This window comes from Mycobacterium sp. GA-0227b (assembly GCF_001499855.1).
Lineage (GTDB): Bacteria > Actinomycetota > Actinomycetes > Mycobacteriales > Mycobacteriaceae > Mycobacterium.
In genome coordinates this window covers 1-15,560 of sequence record NZ_LQIK01000002.1, presented here as the reverse complement: position 1 = coordinate 15,560, position 15,560 = coordinate 1, and the positions used below count along the sequence as shown (strand labels likewise).

Here is a 15,560-nt window from a genome sequence, read left to right as displayed (position 1 = left end):
TGATGCGGATCTCCTCACTGATGAAGGTGATGGCGCCGCTGACGGGGATGAGCATGGTGCTGGCCGGGTGCGCCGCGGAGGACGCCAGGGAACCCGCCGCGGGACCGTGCGAGATCGTCACGAACGGCACGCCGGAGGGGGCCACCGGTTACCGCACCGACATGACGCCGGTACGCACGGCAACGTATTCGGTCGTCACCGCGAACCCACTGGCCACCCAGGCCGCATGCGAGGTGCTACGCGACGGCGGCACCGCAGCGGACGCGCTGGTCACCGCGCAGGCCGTCCTTGGTCTGGTGGAGCCGCAGTCCTCGGGCATCGGCGGCGGTGGTTTCCTGCTGTACCTCGATGCCGCCTCGGGGGCTGTGCAGGCCTACGACGGCCGCGAGACCGCGCCGGCCGCTGCCACGGAGAACTACCTGCGCTGGATCTCCGACGCCGACCGCACCGAACCGAAACCCGACGCCCGGGCCTCCGGCCGCTCCATCGGCGTGCCGGGCATCGTCCGAATGCTCGCCGAGGTCCACGCCGAACACGGCAGAACGGCCTGGCGCGACCTGTTCGGTCCCGCGGTCGCGCTGGCCGACGACGGCTTCGACATCAGCCCACGATTGGCCGCGGCCATCGCCGACGCGGCGCCACGGCTGCAGGTCGATCCGCAGGCCGCCGAGTATTTCCTCAACCCCGACGGCACCCCGAAGGCTGCGGGCACCCGGCTGACGAACCCGGCCTATTCGAAGACGTTGGGCGCCATCGCCGTTGACCCGCAGGCGTTTTACACCGGCACCCTCGCCCGGGACATCGTGGCGGCGGCGGCCGACACCTCCGGTGGTCGGACGCCCAGCGCGATGACGGTCGAGGACCTGGCCGGGTACACCGTCAAGAAGCGGCAGCCGTTGTGCACCCCGTACCGCGGACGCGAGATCTGCGGGATGCCGCCGCCGTCGTCCGGCGGCATCGCCGTTGTCGCCACGCTCGGGATTCTCGAACACTTCCCGATGGCCGATCACAAGCCGACCGACATCGATCTCAACGGCGGCCGACCCTCGGTCATGGGCGTACACCTGGTCGCCGAGGCGGAACGACTGGCCTACGCCGATCGCGACAAGTACGTCGCCGACACCGATTTCGTTCCGTTGCCGGGCAACTCACCCGAAACACTGCTCGGCAGCGACTATCTCGCCGGTCGCGCCGCCTTGATCTCCGAGCAGCACAGCATGGGCACCGCGAAGCCCGGCGAGTTCGGCCCACCGACGGCCCCGGCGCCGCCGACTCCGGAACACGGCACCAGCCATCTCAGCATCGTCGACAAGCAGGGCAACGCCGCGTCGCTGACCACCACGGTGGAATCGGCCTTCGGCTCCTTTCACATGGTCGACGGGTTCATCCTCAACAACCAGCTGACCGACTTCTCGGCCGACCCCACCGGCCCCGACGCAACACCCATCGCCAACCGGGTCCAGCCCGGCAAGAGACCACGCAGCACGATGGCCCCGACGCTGATCTTCGACCATGCGCCGGACCGGCCGGGAGAGCGCGGTCGACTGTACGCGGTCCTCGGTTCGCCCGGCGGTTCGGTGATCATCCAGTTCGTGACGAAAACCATTGTGGGCCTGCTCGACTGGGGTCTCGATCCGCAGCAGGCGGTGTCGATGGTCGACTTCGGTGCGGCGAACACACCGACCACCAACGTCGGCGGCGAGCATCCGGCCATCGACACCTCCGATAACGGGGACCACGACCCCCTGGTGCAGGGACTGCGTGAACTCGGCCATGAGGTCGACCTGGCCGACCAGTCGAGCGGCCTGTCGGCCATCGCCCGGGACGGCACCGGCCTCATCGGCGGCGCGGACCCTCGCCGGGAAGGGTTGGTCATGGGTGACTCCCGATGACGGTGTGCGTCGCCCAACTCGACGAGTCCGATTGGCGGGTGTTCGCCGGCATGCGGCTACGGGCGCTGGCCGACGCGCTGGGTGAAAACGATCCGAGTTACCGGGACGAAGCGGCTTTCACCGCCGCGCAGTGGCGGCGCCGGTTGCGCGAGCATGCGCAGTTCGCCGCGGTGGTCGGCGACCGGCCGGTCGGCCTGATCGCAGCGCAACGGGAGAACCCCGAGACGGTGTATCTCTACTCGCTGTGGCTCGATCCGGCAGCCCGCGGCCGCGGCCTGGCCCGACGTCTGGTCGCGACCGCCGTGGACTGGGCACGCGCCAGCCACGTCCACACGGTCAGGTTGCGCGTGGCCACCGACAATGCCGCGGCACGCGGGGTTTACGAGAGCCTCGGCTTCACCGTCGCCGATGATCAAACAGCTTCCAAGCGCGAGGAACTCGCGATGTCACTCAGCGTGAGTTGACGTCCTTGTAGCGGTCGTGCAGGGCGCGGACGCGGTCCATCGCGTCGACGGCGCGGTCCTTGTCGACGGCCTGAATCGCCATGACCGGAATGTATTCGTCGTCGGGCAGATCGACGCGGGCCCACCGCGCGCCTCGAGGGAACGAGATGTCGACGACGTCCGACCATGGAACCACTTTGTCGCCGAGCAGATTCCGCACCGCTACCCCCGGCGCTCCTACGCGCAGCCGGGGCCGGGCGAACAGCAGCACCACACCGGCGATGACGACGCCCAGCAGTGCGATCGCCACCTGGTCGGCGGTCCGGAAGATCACCCCGGTGGAGCCGATCTTCAACAGTGCACCGACGGTGACGTGTGCGGCGAGGATCAGCGCCGCGGCGGCGTAAGCGAAATACACTGCCAGGCGGGGGCGTATCTCGACGTCCCAGTCATTCATGGGCGCGAAGGCCTCGCAGGGTCAGCGCCGTGGTCAGCGCCGCAGCGGCCGCCTGGGCTCCCTTGTCTTCGGACGAGGAGGGCAGCCCGGCACGGTCCAGGGCCTGCTGCTCGCTGTTGGTCGTCAGCACACCGTTGGCGACTGGTGTCGACGCGTCCAGCGACACCCGGGTCAGGCCCTGGGTGACCGCATCGCAGACGTAGTCGAAATGCGGTGTCTCGCCGCGGATCACCACACCCAACGCCACCACGGCATCGTGTGTGGCCGCCAATGCCTGTGCTACGACCGGGATTTCGATGGCGCCCAGCACCCGCACCACGGTGGGGTCGTCGATGCCGGCGCCCGAGGCGACTTTGCGGGCGCCGCCGAGCAGCGCGTCACAGATGGTCTCGTGCCATGTGCTGGCCACGATGGCCAGCTTCAGCCCCGATCCGTCGATGTTGGGAAGATCGGGTACACCAGTACCACTCACAGGGCTCCACCGAGATCGGTCGGGCGCCGGTCACCAAGCAGGTAGACGCCTTCGTCGTAGTCGGCCATGGTGGTCGCTTCGTGGTAGTCGTCGAGGCCACTCAGGTCGTGACCCATCCGGTCGCGCTTGGTCATCAGGTAGCGGATGTTCTCCTTGTTGGCCCGCACCGGAAGCGGCACGCGTTCGATGATGTGCAGGCCGTAGCCGTCCAGGCCGACCCGCTTGGCGGGGTTGTTGGTGAGCAGCCGCATCGAACGCACCCCGAGATCGACGAGGATCTGTGCGCCGATGCCGTAGTCGCGGGCATCGGCGGGCAGGCCGAGCTTGAGGTTGGCGTCGACGGTGTCGTCGCCGGCGTCCTGCAATTGGTACGCCTGCAGCTTGTGCATGAGCCCGATACCGCGACCTTCGTGCCCGCGCATGTACAGCACGACGCCGCGGCCCTCGCGGGCGACCATCGCCATCGCGGCGTCGAGTTGCGGGCCGCAGTCGCAGCGCTGGGACCCGAACACGTCGCCGGTGAGGCATTCGGAGTGCACCCGCACCAGCACGTCGTGACCGTCGCTGGTCGGCCCGGCAATATCGCCCCTTACCAGGGCGACGTGCTCGACGTCGTCGTAGATGCTGGTGTAGCCGACGGCGCGGAACTCGCCGTGGCGGGTGGGGATGCGCGCCTCGGCGATGCGCTCGATGTGCTTTTCGTGCTTGCGCCGCCACTCGATCAGATCGGCGATCGAGATCAGCGCGAGATCGTGCTCGTCGGCGAAGATGCGCAGCTCGTCGGTCTGCGCCATCGCGCCCTCGTCCTTCTGGCTGACGATTTCGCAGATCGCACCGGCGGGTTGTAGTCCGGCGAGGCGGGCCAGGTCGACGGCCGCCTCGGTGTGGCCGGGGCGACGCAACACCCCGCCGTCCTTCGCGCGCAGCGGCACGACGTGTCCCGGCTTGGTGAAGTCCTCGGCGAGACTGGCGGGGTCAGCCAGCAGCCGCATCGTCGTCGCCCGGTCCGAGGCCGAAATTCCCGTTCCCACACCGTTCTTCGCGTCGACGGTGACGGTGTACGCGGTGCCGTGCTTGTCCTGGTTGACCGCGTACATCGGCAGCAGACCCAGCTTGTCGCAGATCGCGCCGTCCAGCGGCACACACAGATAACCCGAGGTGTAGCGGACCATGAACGCGACGAGTTCAGGAGTGGCCTTCTCGGCGGCGAAGATGAGGTCACCCTCGTTCTCGCGGTCCTCGTCGTCGATCACGACGACGGCCTTACCCGCGGCGATGTCGGCAACCGCTCGCTCAACAGAGTCCAGCCTCGTCACCACATCAGTATGAACCACCACGGTTCAGAAGTTATTGCCGCTCCCCTGACCTGGGAAGACGGGCTCCCGGCCAGCGGTCATCGGCGGCCCGCGAAAGGGGCAGTAAGCCGTCTGGTCAGCAGCCGAGGTGGACTACGGCAGCTCTGACGATGTCACCTGCCGCGGTCAGAGACACCCCGAGATCTCGGTAGACCATCTTGACGGCTTCCGGGGAGTTGGTACCGCTGCGCTCGGCTTGGCACACCCGGTAACCCTCAGCGAGCAATTGCGCAGGACTGAGGTGGGTGTAGCTGGGCAACAACTCTTTCAGATAGGTTGCTTCGTCCGCCTGCGCGGGCGCTGCGCTGATCACCGCGAACGTCGACAAGGCCGCCACTGGAACGATCAGACCGCGATATGTCGTGACCATGACCAGAGCCTACGGGCGCAACCCCACTCTCAACCGGTGAACGGATTTTCCGGAGCCAGCAACCGCTCGACGTACTTCGCGATCACATCCACCTCGAGGTTGACGTGGGTGCCGACCTCGGCGCGCCCGAGCGTCGTCAGGTCGAGCGTGGTCGGGATCAACGACACCTCGAACCAGTCATGCCCGAGGCCGGACACCGTCAGGGACACCCCGTCGACGGTGATGGAGCCCTTCTCCACCACATAGCGCGACAGCGCGGTCGGCAGCGCGATACGCACCACCACCCAACGTTCCGACGGTGTGCGCGCGACGACGTGTCCGGTTCCGTCGACGTGTCCCTGGACGATGTGGCCGCCGAGCCGGCTGTTGACCGCCGCCGCACGCTCCAGGTTGACCCGGCTGCCTGTTCCGACGCGGCCGAGGCTGGACCGGTTCAACGTCTCACCGATCACGTCGGTGGTGAACACGCCGTCGGGCCGCACCTCGACGACCGTCAGGCAGACGCCGTTGACCGCGATCGAGTCGCCGTGGCGGGCATCCGATGTCACGAGGGGTCCGCGGATCGCGAGCCGGGCGAAATCGCCGAGCTCCTCCTTGTCGACGACCTCGCCCACCTCTTCGACGATTCCGGTGAACACGCCGCCAGACTATCCAGTCACCACGCCCCGTCGACCGCTTCCACATCGCCGGACCCTCTACGATGCACTCATGCCCAAGCGCCTCATGCTGATCGTCGCAACCCTGGCCGCCGCCGTCGCCTTCCTCGCGGGGTGCTCCAAGTCGGAGGAATCCGCCAAAGACCTTCCGGATGCCGCGACGCTCCTGCAGCAATCCAGCCAAACCACAAAGAACCAGACCAGCGCGCACATGAAGCTGACGATGGAGGGCCCGTCCGAAAAGCTGCCGATCGAGATGCTCGAAGGCGACCTGAGCAACGCTCCGGTTTTCTCCGCCGAAGGCAAGGTCAATCTCCTGATGATGGGCCAGCGCCTCGAAGGCGTGGAGTTCAAGGTCGTTGACGGCGACCTCTACGCCTCGCTGACTCCGGGCGCCGGCTTGTCGAATTTCGGCCCGGCCGCCGAAATCTACGACGCCTCGCTCATCCTCAATCCCGAGACGGGCGTGGCCAACGTGCTCGCCAACTTCTCCGACGCGAAGGCCGAGGGCCGCGAAACGATCAACGGTGTCGAGACCGTCCGCATCACCGGAAACGTCAGCGCCGACGCGGTCAACAAGATCGCGCCGCAGATCGGCGCGACCGGTCCGGTGCCCGGAACCGCGTGGATCGCTGAGGACGGCGACCACAAGCTGGCCCAGGTCAAGCTGCAGACCGCCCCAGACACCAGCATCACCATGACGCTGTCGGAGTGGGGCAAGCCGGTGACCGTCACCAAGCCGCCGGCGGCCTGATGTCGGTTTCAGTAGGAGCCGCTGACGCCGAGACGACGCCAACGACGAGGTCGAATCGCCGGATCGCGATCAGTGCGGGCGGCCTCGCGGTGCTGCTCGGCGCGCTGGACACTTACGTCGTCGTCGCCATCATCAGGGACATCATCGTCGACCTCAGCATCCCGGTGAACCAGCTGCAACGGGTGACTCCGATCATCACCTGTTATCTGCTGGGCTACATCGCGGCCATGCCGCTGCTGGGCCGCGCCTCGGACCGGTTCGGCCGCAAGTTCATCCTGCAGCTGAGCCTGGCAGGGTTCGCGGTCGGTTCCGTCGTCACCGCGATGTCGAACGACCTGGTTCCGATGGTGGTCGGCCGCACGATTCAAGGCGTCGCGAGCGGCGCGTTGCTGCCGGTCACGCTGGCGCTGGCCGCAGACCTGTGGGCCACCCGTAATCGGGCGTCGGTACTGGGCGGGATCGGCGCCGCGCAGGAATTGGGCAGTGTGTTGGGCCCGCTCTACGGCATCGGCGTGGTCGCACTCCTGAACACCTGGCGAGACGTGTTCTGGATCAATGTGCCGCTCGCGCTCGTGGCGATGGTGCTGATTCATTTCAGCCTGCCCGCCCGCCTCAAGTCCGAAGACCCGGAACGGGTGGACGTGGTCGGCGGAGTACTGCTCGCCGTCGCGCTCGGCCTGACGGTGATCGGGCTGTACAACCCCGCTCCCGACGGCAAGAAGATCCTGCCGAGCTACGGGCTGCCGGTGCTCCTGGCCGCGGCGCTCGCCCTGGTGTTGTTCTTCGTTTGGGAGCGGTTCGCCCGCACCCGGCTGATCGAGCCGGCCGGCGTCCACTTCCGGCCATTCCTCGCCGCGCTGGGGGCGTCGCTGTGCGCGGGCGCCGCGCTGATGGTGACGCTCGTCAACGTCGAACTGTTCGGACAGGGCGTGCTCGGTGAGGACCAGAACGGAGCGGTTCTTCTGCTGCTGCGCTTCCTGATCGCGCTGCCGATCGGTGCGGTCATCGGCGGCTGGATCGCCACCCGGATCGGCGATCGCATCGTCGCCTTCGCGGGCCTCATGATCGCCGCCGGCGGGTACTGGCTGATCTCGAACTGGGGGGTCGATGTGCTGACCACCCACCACGACCTCGGCTTTGTCGCCCTACCGGTGCTCGACACCGACCTTGCGATCGCGGGCTTCGGACTGGGCCTGGTGATCGGGCCGCTGACCTCGGCGACACTACGAGTGGTGCCGGCGGCTCAGCACGGCATCGCCTCGGCCGCCGTCGTGGTGGCACGCATGATCGGCATGCTGATCGGCCTGGCCGCGCTGACGGCATGGGGCTTGTACAAGTTCAATCAGTTCCTGGAGGAGCGCCTCGACGCCCTACCGGCCCCAACGGCAGATACCCCCGGCGGGTTGATGGCCGCTCAAGCCGCGCGACTTTCACGGGCGACCGTGGAGGCCTACACCATGCAGTATGGGGTTATTTTTCTGGCAACAGCGGTGGTCTGCGTCGCCGGCGCCTTGCTCGGACTGCTGATCAGCGGCAGGAACGAGCATGCCGACGAACCGGCGGCCGTAGGCGAGAAAGCCGACGCAGACTCGGTCAGCGGCCTCTAGCAGCGCTCGAGGCCGGGGCGCAACAGCGCGGGCTCGGCTGGCCGGGCGGCCTTCTCCTCGGCGGCATCACCCCGCAAGGTGTCGCAGATCAAGGCCGCGAGGCTTCGGGGGTCCATTGGGCGAATGCTGAGCCAGTCCTGCAGTGCAGTCATGGGTCGTCCTTTGTTCGTGCTCACCTGCGCGCAAATCGTCGGTGAAGGCGCGATTACAGCAGGGGCGCTGCGGCCCACTCTGGTACGAGTGTACCGACGAAACGTGCTGATTGGCTCCTTGCCGCGCCGGGTATGCGTGCGGTCACACCCACGTCAACGGAGAAAGCTGATGGCAAGTTCACTGACTGGCAAGAAGATTGCGTTCCTGGTCGCACCCGAAGGCGTCGAGCAGGTGGAGTTGACCGAACCGTGGGAGGCCGTCGAACAGGCCGGCGGCACCCCGGAGCTGGTGTCGACGGAGGTCGGCAAGATTCAGGCGTTCAATCATCTCACCCCGGCCGACACGTTCGAGGCCGAGAAATCCGCCGATTCGGTGTCGGCGTCCGACTACGCGGGCCTGGTGCTGCCGGGAGGCGTCGCCAACCCCGACAACCTCCGCATGAACGCCGCCGCGGTCGCGTTCACGAAAAGTTTCTTCGATGCGGCCAAGCCGGTGGCGGTGATCTGCCACGGACCCTGGACGCTGATCGAGGCGGACGTGGTGCGTGGACGCACCATGACATCGTGGCCGAGCGTGAAGACCGACCTCGTCAACGCGGGAGCCAACTGGGTCGACGACGAAGTGGTCGAATGCTCGCGCGGGCCAAACACTTTGGTGTCCAGCCGCAAACCGGATGATCTGCCTGCGTTCTGCAACACGCTGGTGAGCGCTTTCGCCAAGTAGCCGAAACCCGGCCCACCGACCGACGCCCCTGGGTAACGTCGCGAACATGCTCCTCGTCGCGCTTCGCGACATGCAGTGGAGAAGGCGGCGTTTCGCGATCGCGGTGCTGTCCACCGCGATCATCTTCGGGATGACGCTCGTTCTGACCGGATTGGCCAACGGTTTCCAGACCGAGGCCGAGCGTACGGTCGACTCGCTCGGGGTCGACCAGTTCATCGTCAAAGCCGGCGCATCGGGTCCCTTCGTGGGCGCGACACCGTTCGCGCCCACCGAATTGCGGCGCATCGCCGCGGCACCCGGCGTCGACGCGGCCGCTCCCCTGGCCTATGCCGGTGGCACCGCGACTCTGGACGGTGAGACGCGCAATGTCGACATCTTCGGTGCGCCGGAACGCGGTCCGGGCATGCCGGCCGTGGCGGAAGGGCGCGTGCCCACGGATCCCGACGAAGTGGCGGTGTCGACCACGCTGGGCCGCGGTGTCGGCGATGAAGTCGAGATCGCTTCCCGGACGTTGCGTATCGTCGGCCTCGTTGAGAACTCGACCGCGCTGGCGAACCTGCCCAACGTGTTCCTCACCACACAGGGAGCGCAGCGGCTGATCTACGGCGGTGAGCCGCTGGTCGCGTCCATCGGGGTTCGCGGGTCACTCGAGCGGGTGCCGGACGGCTATCGCGCGGTCGACCGCGCGGGCGCGATCGAGGATCTGCTTCGGCCGCTGAAGGTCGCGGTCAACTCGATCACCATCGTCGCGATCCTGCTGTGGATCGTCGCGGCGTTGATCGTGGGTTCGGTCATCTACCTGTCTGCGCTCGAACGGCTACGAGATTTTGCCGTGTTCAAAGCGATTGGCGTACCGACGCGTTCGGTGATGGCCGGGCTGGCGCTACAAGCGGTGATCGTGGCGTTGCTGGCCGCTTTGGTCGGGGCGGGGCTGTCGCTGTTGCTCGGGCCCCTGTTTCCCATGCAGGTCATCATCCCGACGCAGGCGTTCGTCGCGTTGCCGGTGATCGCGGTCGTGATCGGCCTGATCGCCAGCGCGGCCGGACTGCACCGCGCGGTGTCCGTTGATCCGGCGATGGCATTCGGAGGACCCTGACGCATGGGTGATCTGTCGATTCAGAACCTCGTGGTCGAGTACTCCAGCGGCGGGCACAAGGTGCGGCCGATCGACGGCCTGAACCTCGATGTCGCGGCGGGCTCGCTGGTGATTCTGATGGGACCGAGCGGATGCGGGAAGACGACGCTGTTGTCCTGCCTCGGCGGGATCCTGCAACCCACCGATGGCGCAATCAAGTTCGGCGACGTCGACGTGACATCGTTGAGCGCCAAGGACCTTGGTACATACCGGCGCGAGACTGTGGGGTTCGTCTTTCAGGCGTTCAACCTCGTGCCGAGCCTCACCGCGGTCGAGAACGTGATGGTGCCGCTGCGCGCTTCGGGCATGTCGCGTCGTGCCTCGCGCAAGCGCGCCGAACAGTTGCTGGGCAGGGTTGGTCTGGAGGACCGGCTCAACCACCGGCCCGGCGATCTCAGCGGCGGGCAGCAACAGCGGGTGGCGGTGGCCCGCGCGATCGCATTGGACCCGCCGCTGATCCTGGCCGACGAGCCCACCGCGCACCTGGATTTCATTCAGGTCGAGGAGGTGCTGAAGCTGATCCGCGAGTTGGCCTCCGGCTCCCGGATGGTGGTCGTCGCGACACACGACAGCCGGATCCTGCCGTTGGCCGATCGCGTTGTCGAGATGGTGCCCGACTTCGCGTCGGTGGATCGCCCGCCAGAGAGCGTCGAGTTGGAGGCGGGTCAGGTGCTCTTCGAGCAGGGCACGATGGGCGACCTCATCTACGTCGTGACCGAGGGTGAGATCGAGATCGTGCGTGCGCTTCCCGGCGGCAGCGAGGAGATGCTGAAGCTGGCGACCAAGGGCGACTACTTCGGCGAGATCGGCCCACTGTTCCACCTGCCGCGGTCGGCGACCGCGCAGGCGCGCACCGACGCGACGGTCGTGGGATACACGGTGCAGGCATTCCGAGAACAGCTGGGGGCGGCCGGGGTACGCGAGCTCATCGAGCACCGCCCGCTGGCCGCCGAGGAAGCAGCTACCCCGGAACGAGGCTGAGGAGCACGTCGGGACCGATCGGTTCGATCCCGTCGAACCGCCACCGCTGGGCGTGCGCGATGCTCAGCACCCCGACGTCGTCGACGGCGGTTATCGGGCCGCCCAACAGGATTGGCGCCACGTAGGCCAGGATGCGGTCGATGACCCCCGCGCGCAAGAAGGCTCCCGCCAATGTGGGGCCACCCTCGAGCAGCACGTCGGTGCGGTCGGAAAGCGCCTTGATGACCTCATGCGGGTCGTGGGTGCGGATCACCATCGTGCGCGAATCGTCGTTGAGAACCCTTGCTTCCGAGGAGATTTCACGTTCGCCCACAACGACCCGCAATGGCTGACGGTCGGCCAGCGTACCGTCCGGCAACCGCGCGGTGAGCACCGGGTCGTCGACGAACACCGTGCCGGTGCCCACCACGATCGCATCGGCCACCCGACGCCTGCGGTGTACGTCGGCGCGCGCGGCTTCGCTCGTGATCCACTGGCTGCTGCCGTCCGCCGCCGCGCTGCGACCGTCGACGCTTGTCGCGAACTTCCACGTCACATGCGGTGCAGCGGTGCGTTGCTTGTGCAACCACTCGCGTAACGGACCACCCGCCACGGCGTCGGCGAGCACACCCGCGGCCACTGTCAGCCCCGTGTCGGCAAGTCGTGCCGCTCCCCCGGCGGCGACCGGATTCGGATCGGCCACCGCGTAGACAACTGTCGAAATACCCGCTGCGACAAGGGCGTCGACACACGGCGGGGTCCGGCCGTGGTGATTGCACGGCTCGAGTGTCACGACGGCGGTGCCGCCGACGGCGCGCTCACCCGCCCGGCGCAGCGCGAGCACCTCGGCGTGCGGACCGCCGGGCGGTTCGGTCGCGCCGACCCCTGCCACCTCGTTGTCGCGATCCAGAATGACCGCTCCCACAGGCGGATTGGGGTAGGTGGCGCCCTTGGCCTTGTCGGCCTGTTGGATCGCCAGCCGCATCGCGGCCTCGAGGTTCATAGGCGCAGGTGGTTGGACGCGGCGGCGGCTTGACGGCGCAACGATTCCACCGCCGCCGCGGGGTCCTCTGCGCTGTAGACGGCCGACCCCGCGACGAAGCAGTCCACTCCCGCCTCGGCGGCCTGCTCGATGGTGTCCGCGTTGATGCCGCCGTCGATCTCGACGACGATCGTCAGCTCGCCTGCGTCCACGAGACGCCGGGCCGTGCCGACCTTGACCAGCACCTCGGGGATGAACTTCTGGCCGCCGAAGCCCGGCTCCACCGACATGATCAGCAGGGTGTCGAACTCCGGCAAGATCTCCAGATACGGCTCCAGCGGAGTTCCGGGCTTGACCGAGAGTCCCGCCTTGGCGCCCGCCGCCCGGATGTCGCGGGCGACGCCGACGGGGTTGTCGGTGGCCTCGGCGTGGAAGGTCACGTTGTACGCGCCCGCTTCGGCGTACGGCGGTGCCCACCGATCGGGGTTGTCGATCATCAGATGGCAGTCCATCGGAATGTCGGTCACCTTCAGCAGCGCCTCGACGACCGGCTGACCGATGGTCAGGTTCGGCACGAAGTGGTTGTCCATCACGTCGACGTGCAGCCAGTCGGCACCCGGCACCGCCGCGGCCTCGTCGGCGAGCCGGGCGAAGTCGGCGGCCAGAATCGACGGCGCAATAAGCGGTCCTCGCATGCGCCTACCCTACTTTGAGCGCGGCCGCGAACATGGCGTCGGTGCCGTGCCGGTGCGGCCACAACTGCACATACGGCCCGGCGCCGAGGTTGTCGGCGGCGTCGCCCGCCGGGAAGAACAAGGGCCGGGCGTCCAGGGCGGTCACCGGGTGTCGGCGCAGCGCGTCGGCGACCACACCGACGGTCTCGGGCAGATGCGGTGAACAGGTCGCATACAGCACCACGCCACCCGGGCGCGTCAGGCGAATCGCCGAGGCCAGCAGTTCGCGCTGCAGTTTGGCCAGCGGCGGCACGTCGCCGGGCTGACGCCGCCATCGGGCCTCCGGTCTGCGCCGCAGCGCGCCCAGTCCCGTGCAGGGCGCGTCCACCAGCACCCGGTCGAAGCCGGGTTCGACACCGGGGTCACGGCCGTCGACGCGCAGCACCTCGACCGGGAGGCCGCGGGTGTTCTGCTCGACGAGGTCGGCCCGTGCGGGCGCGGGCTCGACCGCGGTGACGCGTCCGTCGCCGGCCAGCGCGGCGAGCAAGGCGGTCTTACCGCCAGGGCCCGAGCACAGGTCGAGCCAGCGGCCGCCGTCGTCGCCGTCGAGTTCGGCCAGCGTGAGCGCGCGGGCCACGAGCTGGCTGCCCTCGTCTTGCACCAGCGCCGTGCCGTCACGCACGGCCTGAAGCCGGCCCGGGTCGCCACCGGTCAGATACACGGCGTACGGCGAATAGCGGCCGACCGTGCCGCCCACCTGGGCGGCCAGATCCGCGGCGGTCAACGCGCCGGGCCGGGCCGCGAGGTGAACCGCCGGTCGGGCGTTGTCGCTGGCGAGCAGCGCGTCGAGGTCGCCGGCGTCGGCGCCGAGCGCATCGGTGAAGGCCTGGGCGATCCAGCGTGGATGCGCGTGGACGAACGCCGCATGTCCGATCGGATCGGTGGTCGCGTCGGGCGCCAGCTCCTCGACCCAGGACTGCTCGTCCCGCGACGCGATCGTGCGCAGCACGCCGTTGACGAAACCGGCTCGCGCCGAATCGAACTCGATTCCGGCTTGCTCCACGGTGGTCGACACCGCGGCGTGCTGCTCGACCCGGGTGCGCAGCAACTGATAGGTGCCGAGTCGAAGCAGGTCGAGCAGGACAGGATCGATTCTGTCCGGCGGACGGTCGGCGGCGCGGCCGATGACGGCGTCCAGCAGGCCTTTCGTCCGGCAGGCCCCGTAGGCGAGTTCGGTGGCGAAAGCGGCGTCGCGGCCGCCGATCCCGCGATCCTGCAGGATGGCCGGCAGTGCGAGGTTGGCGTAGGCGTCCTTCTCCGAAACCGCCCGCAGGACGTCGAATGCAGCGCGGCGCGCCGGGTCGAGCGGTTGGCGCCGCTGACGTGGCCGCTTGCGGGGCGGGGTCATTCGGCTCGCGCCGTTTCGTCGAGGCGGGCGCCGCGGGCCCAGTCGGCCGCGTTCATCGGCTTCTTACCGGGTGGCTGAACCGTGCCGAGCAGCACGGGGGCGGACGCGGTGCCGATGCGCACGCCGGTGCGATCGGCCCGAATTATGCCGGGCGGCAGGCTTACTGACTGGTCGTCGACGCTGACGGGACCGAGTTTGAACCGTAGGTCGCCGAACATCGTCCAGGCACCGGGGTTCGGTGTGACGGCGCGGATGCGTCGCTCGACGACGTGTGCGGGCAGATCCCATCGCACCCGGGCTTCGTCGACGGTGATCTTCGGCGCGATCGTCACGCCGTCCGAGGGCTGTGGCACCGCGGCGAGCGATCCGTCGGCGATCCCGTCGAGCGTCGTCTCCAGCAACGCCGCACCCGAAATCGACAGCCGCTCAAGCAGTTCACCCGCGGTGTCGGTGGGGCGGATGGTTTCGGTGACCACGCCGTAGACCGGCCCGGAGTCGAGGGCCGGCTCGATCTGGAACGTCGTCGCGCCGGTCACGGTGTCGCCGGCGGCGATCGCGGCCTGCACCGGCGCTGCCCCGCGCCAGGCGGGCAACAGCGAGAAGTGCAGGTTGACCCAGCCGTGGGCGGGCACTGTGAGCAACGTGTCTTTCAGCAGGGCCCCGTAGGCCACGACGGCGCAGCACTCCGGGGCGAGCGCGGCCAGTTCGGCGACGAACTCATCGGAGTTGGGCTTGAGCGGCCGCAGCACGGGGATGTCGTGCTCGAGTGCGAACCGGGCCACCGGCGACGGCGACGGTTTTCCGCGCCGGCCCGAGGCGGCGTCTGGGCGGGTCAGCACCGCGACGACGTCATGACGTGGCGATTCGACGAGCCGACGCAGCGACGGCACGGCGGGCTCGGGCGTCCCGGCGAAGACGATGCGCACCGCGCCAGTGTAGAGAGGGCATTCGGCGCGGATACCGATGCGTGTTCAGCGCGGCGTCTGGTAGTACTCCCGCTCCGCGACACCGGTCAGCGGTGCGACGAACATCCACGGGATCGTGGTGATCAAGCGGTTCAGCGTGGCGACGGAATCGTTGTAGTACTGGCGCGCGAACGCGAGCTTGTTCTCGCTGTCGGTGAGGTTCTCCTGCAAGTTGAGGAAGTTGTTCGACGAGTTCAGTTGCGGATAGTCCTGTCCGAGAGCCAGCAGCGGGGCCAGCGCGGCGTCGAGGTCCTTCTCGGCGGCGCTGCGCTGGGCCACCGACTTACCCGCCGTCGCGGAGGTCAACGCCGCCCGGGCGTTGGTGACGTGGTCGAGGATGCCCTTCTCGTGTGCGGCGAAGGTCTGCACGGTGTGCACGAGGCTTGGGATCAGCGATGCGCGGCGCGTGAGTTCGACGTCGATACCGCTGAGCGCCTCGGCAACTCGCACATCGGCGGCACGCAGCTTGTTGTAGCCGACTACGAACACGACGAACGCCAGTACCGCCAACACCAGCGCACACACCAACAGCAACGTCACCATGATCCGCCGCC

Annotated in this window: 18 protein-coding genes; 7 read left to right on the top strand and 11 right to left on the bottom strand. The window is 68.2% G+C overall.

Features of this window, described 5'->3' with window-relative positions; genetic code table 11:
- Window positions 1-47 precede the first annotated feature (47 nt).
- Together AU185_RS02735 and AU185_RS02730 are read left to right on the top strand one after the other, a co-directional pair.
- Window positions 48-1,892, top strand: a complete 1,845-nt coding sequence (locus tag AU185_RS02735) for a gamma-glutamyltransferase family protein (protein ID WP_502687751.1) — start codon at window positions 48-50, stop codon at window positions 1,890-1,892.
- Window positions 1,889-2,356 (top strand): GNAT family N-acetyltransferase, encoded by a 468-nt coding sequence (locus AU185_RS02730; RefSeq protein ID WP_059099975.1) that lies wholly within the window; start codon window positions 1,889-1,891, stop codon window positions 2,354-2,356. The genes AU185_RS02735 and AU185_RS02730 overlap by 4 nt, the downstream gene beginning before the upstream one ends.
- On the opposite strand, the gene AU185_RS02725 is transcribed toward AU185_RS02730, so the two are convergent.
- The 5 genes from AU185_RS02725 to AU185_RS02705 all read right to left on the bottom strand — a co-directional run bounded on the left by AU185_RS02725 (window position 2,343) and on the right by AU185_RS02705 (window position 5,627).
- Complete coding sequence (locus tag AU185_RS02725) at window positions 2,343-2,792, bottom strand: PH domain-containing protein (RefSeq protein WP_059099974.1); 450 nt, start codon at window positions 2,790-2,792, stop codon at window positions 2,343-2,345. The genes AU185_RS02730 and AU185_RS02725 overlap by 14 nt on opposite strands.
- Window positions 2,785-3,264 carry a 6,7-dimethyl-8-ribityllumazine synthase gene (gene ribH / locus AU185_RS02720; RefSeq protein ID WP_059099973.1) on the bottom strand — a complete coding sequence of 160 codons (480 nt, stop codon included), beginning with the start codon at window positions 3,262-3,264 and terminating at the stop codon, window positions 2,785-2,787. Before ribH ends, AU185_RS02725 begins: the two co-directional genes overlap by 8 nt.
- Window positions 3,261-4,580 (bottom strand): bifunctional 3,4-dihydroxy-2-butanone-4-phosphate synthase/GTP cyclohydrolase II, encoded by a 1,320-nt coding sequence (locus AU185_RS02715; RefSeq protein WP_059100169.1) that lies wholly within the window; start codon window positions 4,578-4,580, stop codon window positions 3,261-3,263. Before AU185_RS02715 ends, ribH begins: the two co-directional genes overlap by 4 nt.
- A 115-nt stretch (window positions 4,581-4,695) precedes the next feature.
- The gene (locus AU185_RS02710) at window positions 4,696-4,989 is read right to left on the bottom strand and encodes a DUF732 domain-containing protein (protein WP_059099972.1); all 294 of its coding nucleotides are present in this window, start codon (window positions 4,987-4,989) and stop codon (window positions 4,696-4,698) included.
- 29 nt (window positions 4,990-5,018) lie between these two features.
- Window positions 5,019-5,627, bottom strand: a complete 609-nt coding sequence (locus AU185_RS02705) for a riboflavin synthase (RefSeq protein ID WP_059099971.1) — start codon at window positions 5,625-5,627, stop codon at window positions 5,019-5,021.
- A gap of 70 nt (window positions 5,628-5,697) precedes the next feature.
- Here AU185_RS02705 and AU185_RS02700 point away from each other — a divergent pair, with 70 nt between their 5' ends.
- Complete coding sequence (locus AU185_RS02700) at window positions 5,698-6,399, top strand: LppX_LprAFG lipoprotein (protein ID WP_059099970.1); 702 nt, start codon at window positions 5,698-5,700, stop codon at window positions 6,397-6,399.
- Window positions 6,357-8,006, top strand: coding sequence for an MFS transporter (locus tag AU185_RS02695; RefSeq protein WP_286142917.1), 1,650 nt, complete (start codon window positions 6,357-6,359; stop codon window positions 8,004-8,006). The genes AU185_RS02700 and AU185_RS02695 overlap by 43 nt, the downstream gene beginning before the upstream one ends.
- Here the strand turns inward: AU185_RS02695 and AU185_RS25285 are convergent.
- Window positions 8,003-8,158: a hypothetical protein gene (locus AU185_RS25285; RefSeq protein ID WP_172800208.1), complete on the bottom strand. Its 156-nt coding sequence runs from the start codon at window positions 8,156-8,158 to the stop codon at window positions 8,003-8,005. The two genes, AU185_RS02695 and AU185_RS25285, sit on opposite strands and share 4 nt — an antisense overlap.
- Before the next feature lie 169 nt (window positions 8,159-8,327).
- Here AU185_RS25285 and AU185_RS02690 point away from each other — a divergent pair, with 169 nt between their 5' ends.
- Genes AU185_RS02690 through AU185_RS02680 form a run of 3 tightly spaced genes read left to right on the top strand, consistent with a single transcriptional unit; the run spans window position 8,328 to window position 10,998 of the window.
- Window positions 8,328-8,882 carry a type 1 glutamine amidotransferase domain-containing protein gene (locus AU185_RS02690; protein WP_172800209.1) on the top strand — a complete coding sequence of 185 codons (555 nt, stop codon included), beginning with the start codon at window positions 8,328-8,330 and terminating at the stop codon, window positions 8,880-8,882.
- Between the two features lie 46 nt (window positions 8,883-8,928).
- A complete protein-coding gene (locus tag AU185_RS02685; protein WP_059099969.1) occupies window positions 8,929-9,978 on the top strand; it encodes an ABC transporter permease in 1,050 nt (349 codons plus the stop codon).
- Window positions 9,979-9,981: 3 nt separating this feature from the next.
- The gene (locus AU185_RS02680) at window positions 9,982-10,998 is read left to right on the top strand and encodes an ATP-binding cassette domain-containing protein (protein ID WP_059099968.1); all 1,017 of its coding nucleotides are present in this window, start codon (window positions 9,982-9,984) and stop codon (window positions 10,996-10,998) included.
- On the opposite strand, the gene ribD is transcribed toward AU185_RS02680, so the two are convergent.
- From ribD to AU185_RS02655, 5 genes are read right to left on the bottom strand one after another with little or no spacing between them, the layout of a single operon-like run.
- Window positions 10,979-11,980, bottom strand: a complete 1,002-nt coding sequence (ribD, locus tag AU185_RS02675) for a bifunctional diaminohydroxyphosphoribosylaminopyrimidine deaminase/5-amino-6-(5-phosphoribosylamino)uracil reductase RibD (protein WP_059099967.1) — start codon at window positions 11,978-11,980, stop codon at window positions 10,979-10,981. The two genes, AU185_RS02680 and ribD, sit on opposite strands and share 20 nt — an antisense overlap.
- Complete coding sequence (gene rpe, locus AU185_RS02670; protein WP_059099966.1) at window positions 11,977-12,654, bottom strand: ribulose-phosphate 3-epimerase; 678 nt, start codon at window positions 12,652-12,654, stop codon at window positions 11,977-11,979. The genes ribD and rpe overlap by 4 nt, the downstream gene beginning before the upstream one ends.
- Window positions 12,655-12,658: 4 nt before the next feature.
- Entirely contained in the window at window positions 12,659-14,041 is a 1,383-nt protein-coding gene (locus AU185_RS02665; RefSeq protein ID WP_059099965.1) for an RsmB/NOP family class I SAM-dependent RNA methyltransferase, read from the bottom strand.
- Entirely contained in the window at window positions 14,038-14,967 is a 930-nt protein-coding gene (gene fmt, locus AU185_RS02660) for a methionyl-tRNA formyltransferase (RefSeq protein WP_059099964.1), read from the bottom strand. The genes AU185_RS02665 and fmt overlap by 4 nt, the downstream gene beginning before the upstream one ends.
- Before the next feature lie 45 nt (window positions 14,968-15,012).
- On the bottom strand, window positions 15,013-15,549 hold the full coding sequence (locus AU185_RS02655) for a LemA family protein (protein WP_059099963.1): 537 nt from the start codon (window positions 15,547-15,549) through the stop codon (window positions 15,013-15,015).
- Between the last annotated feature and the right edge of the window lie 11 nt (window positions 15,550-15,560).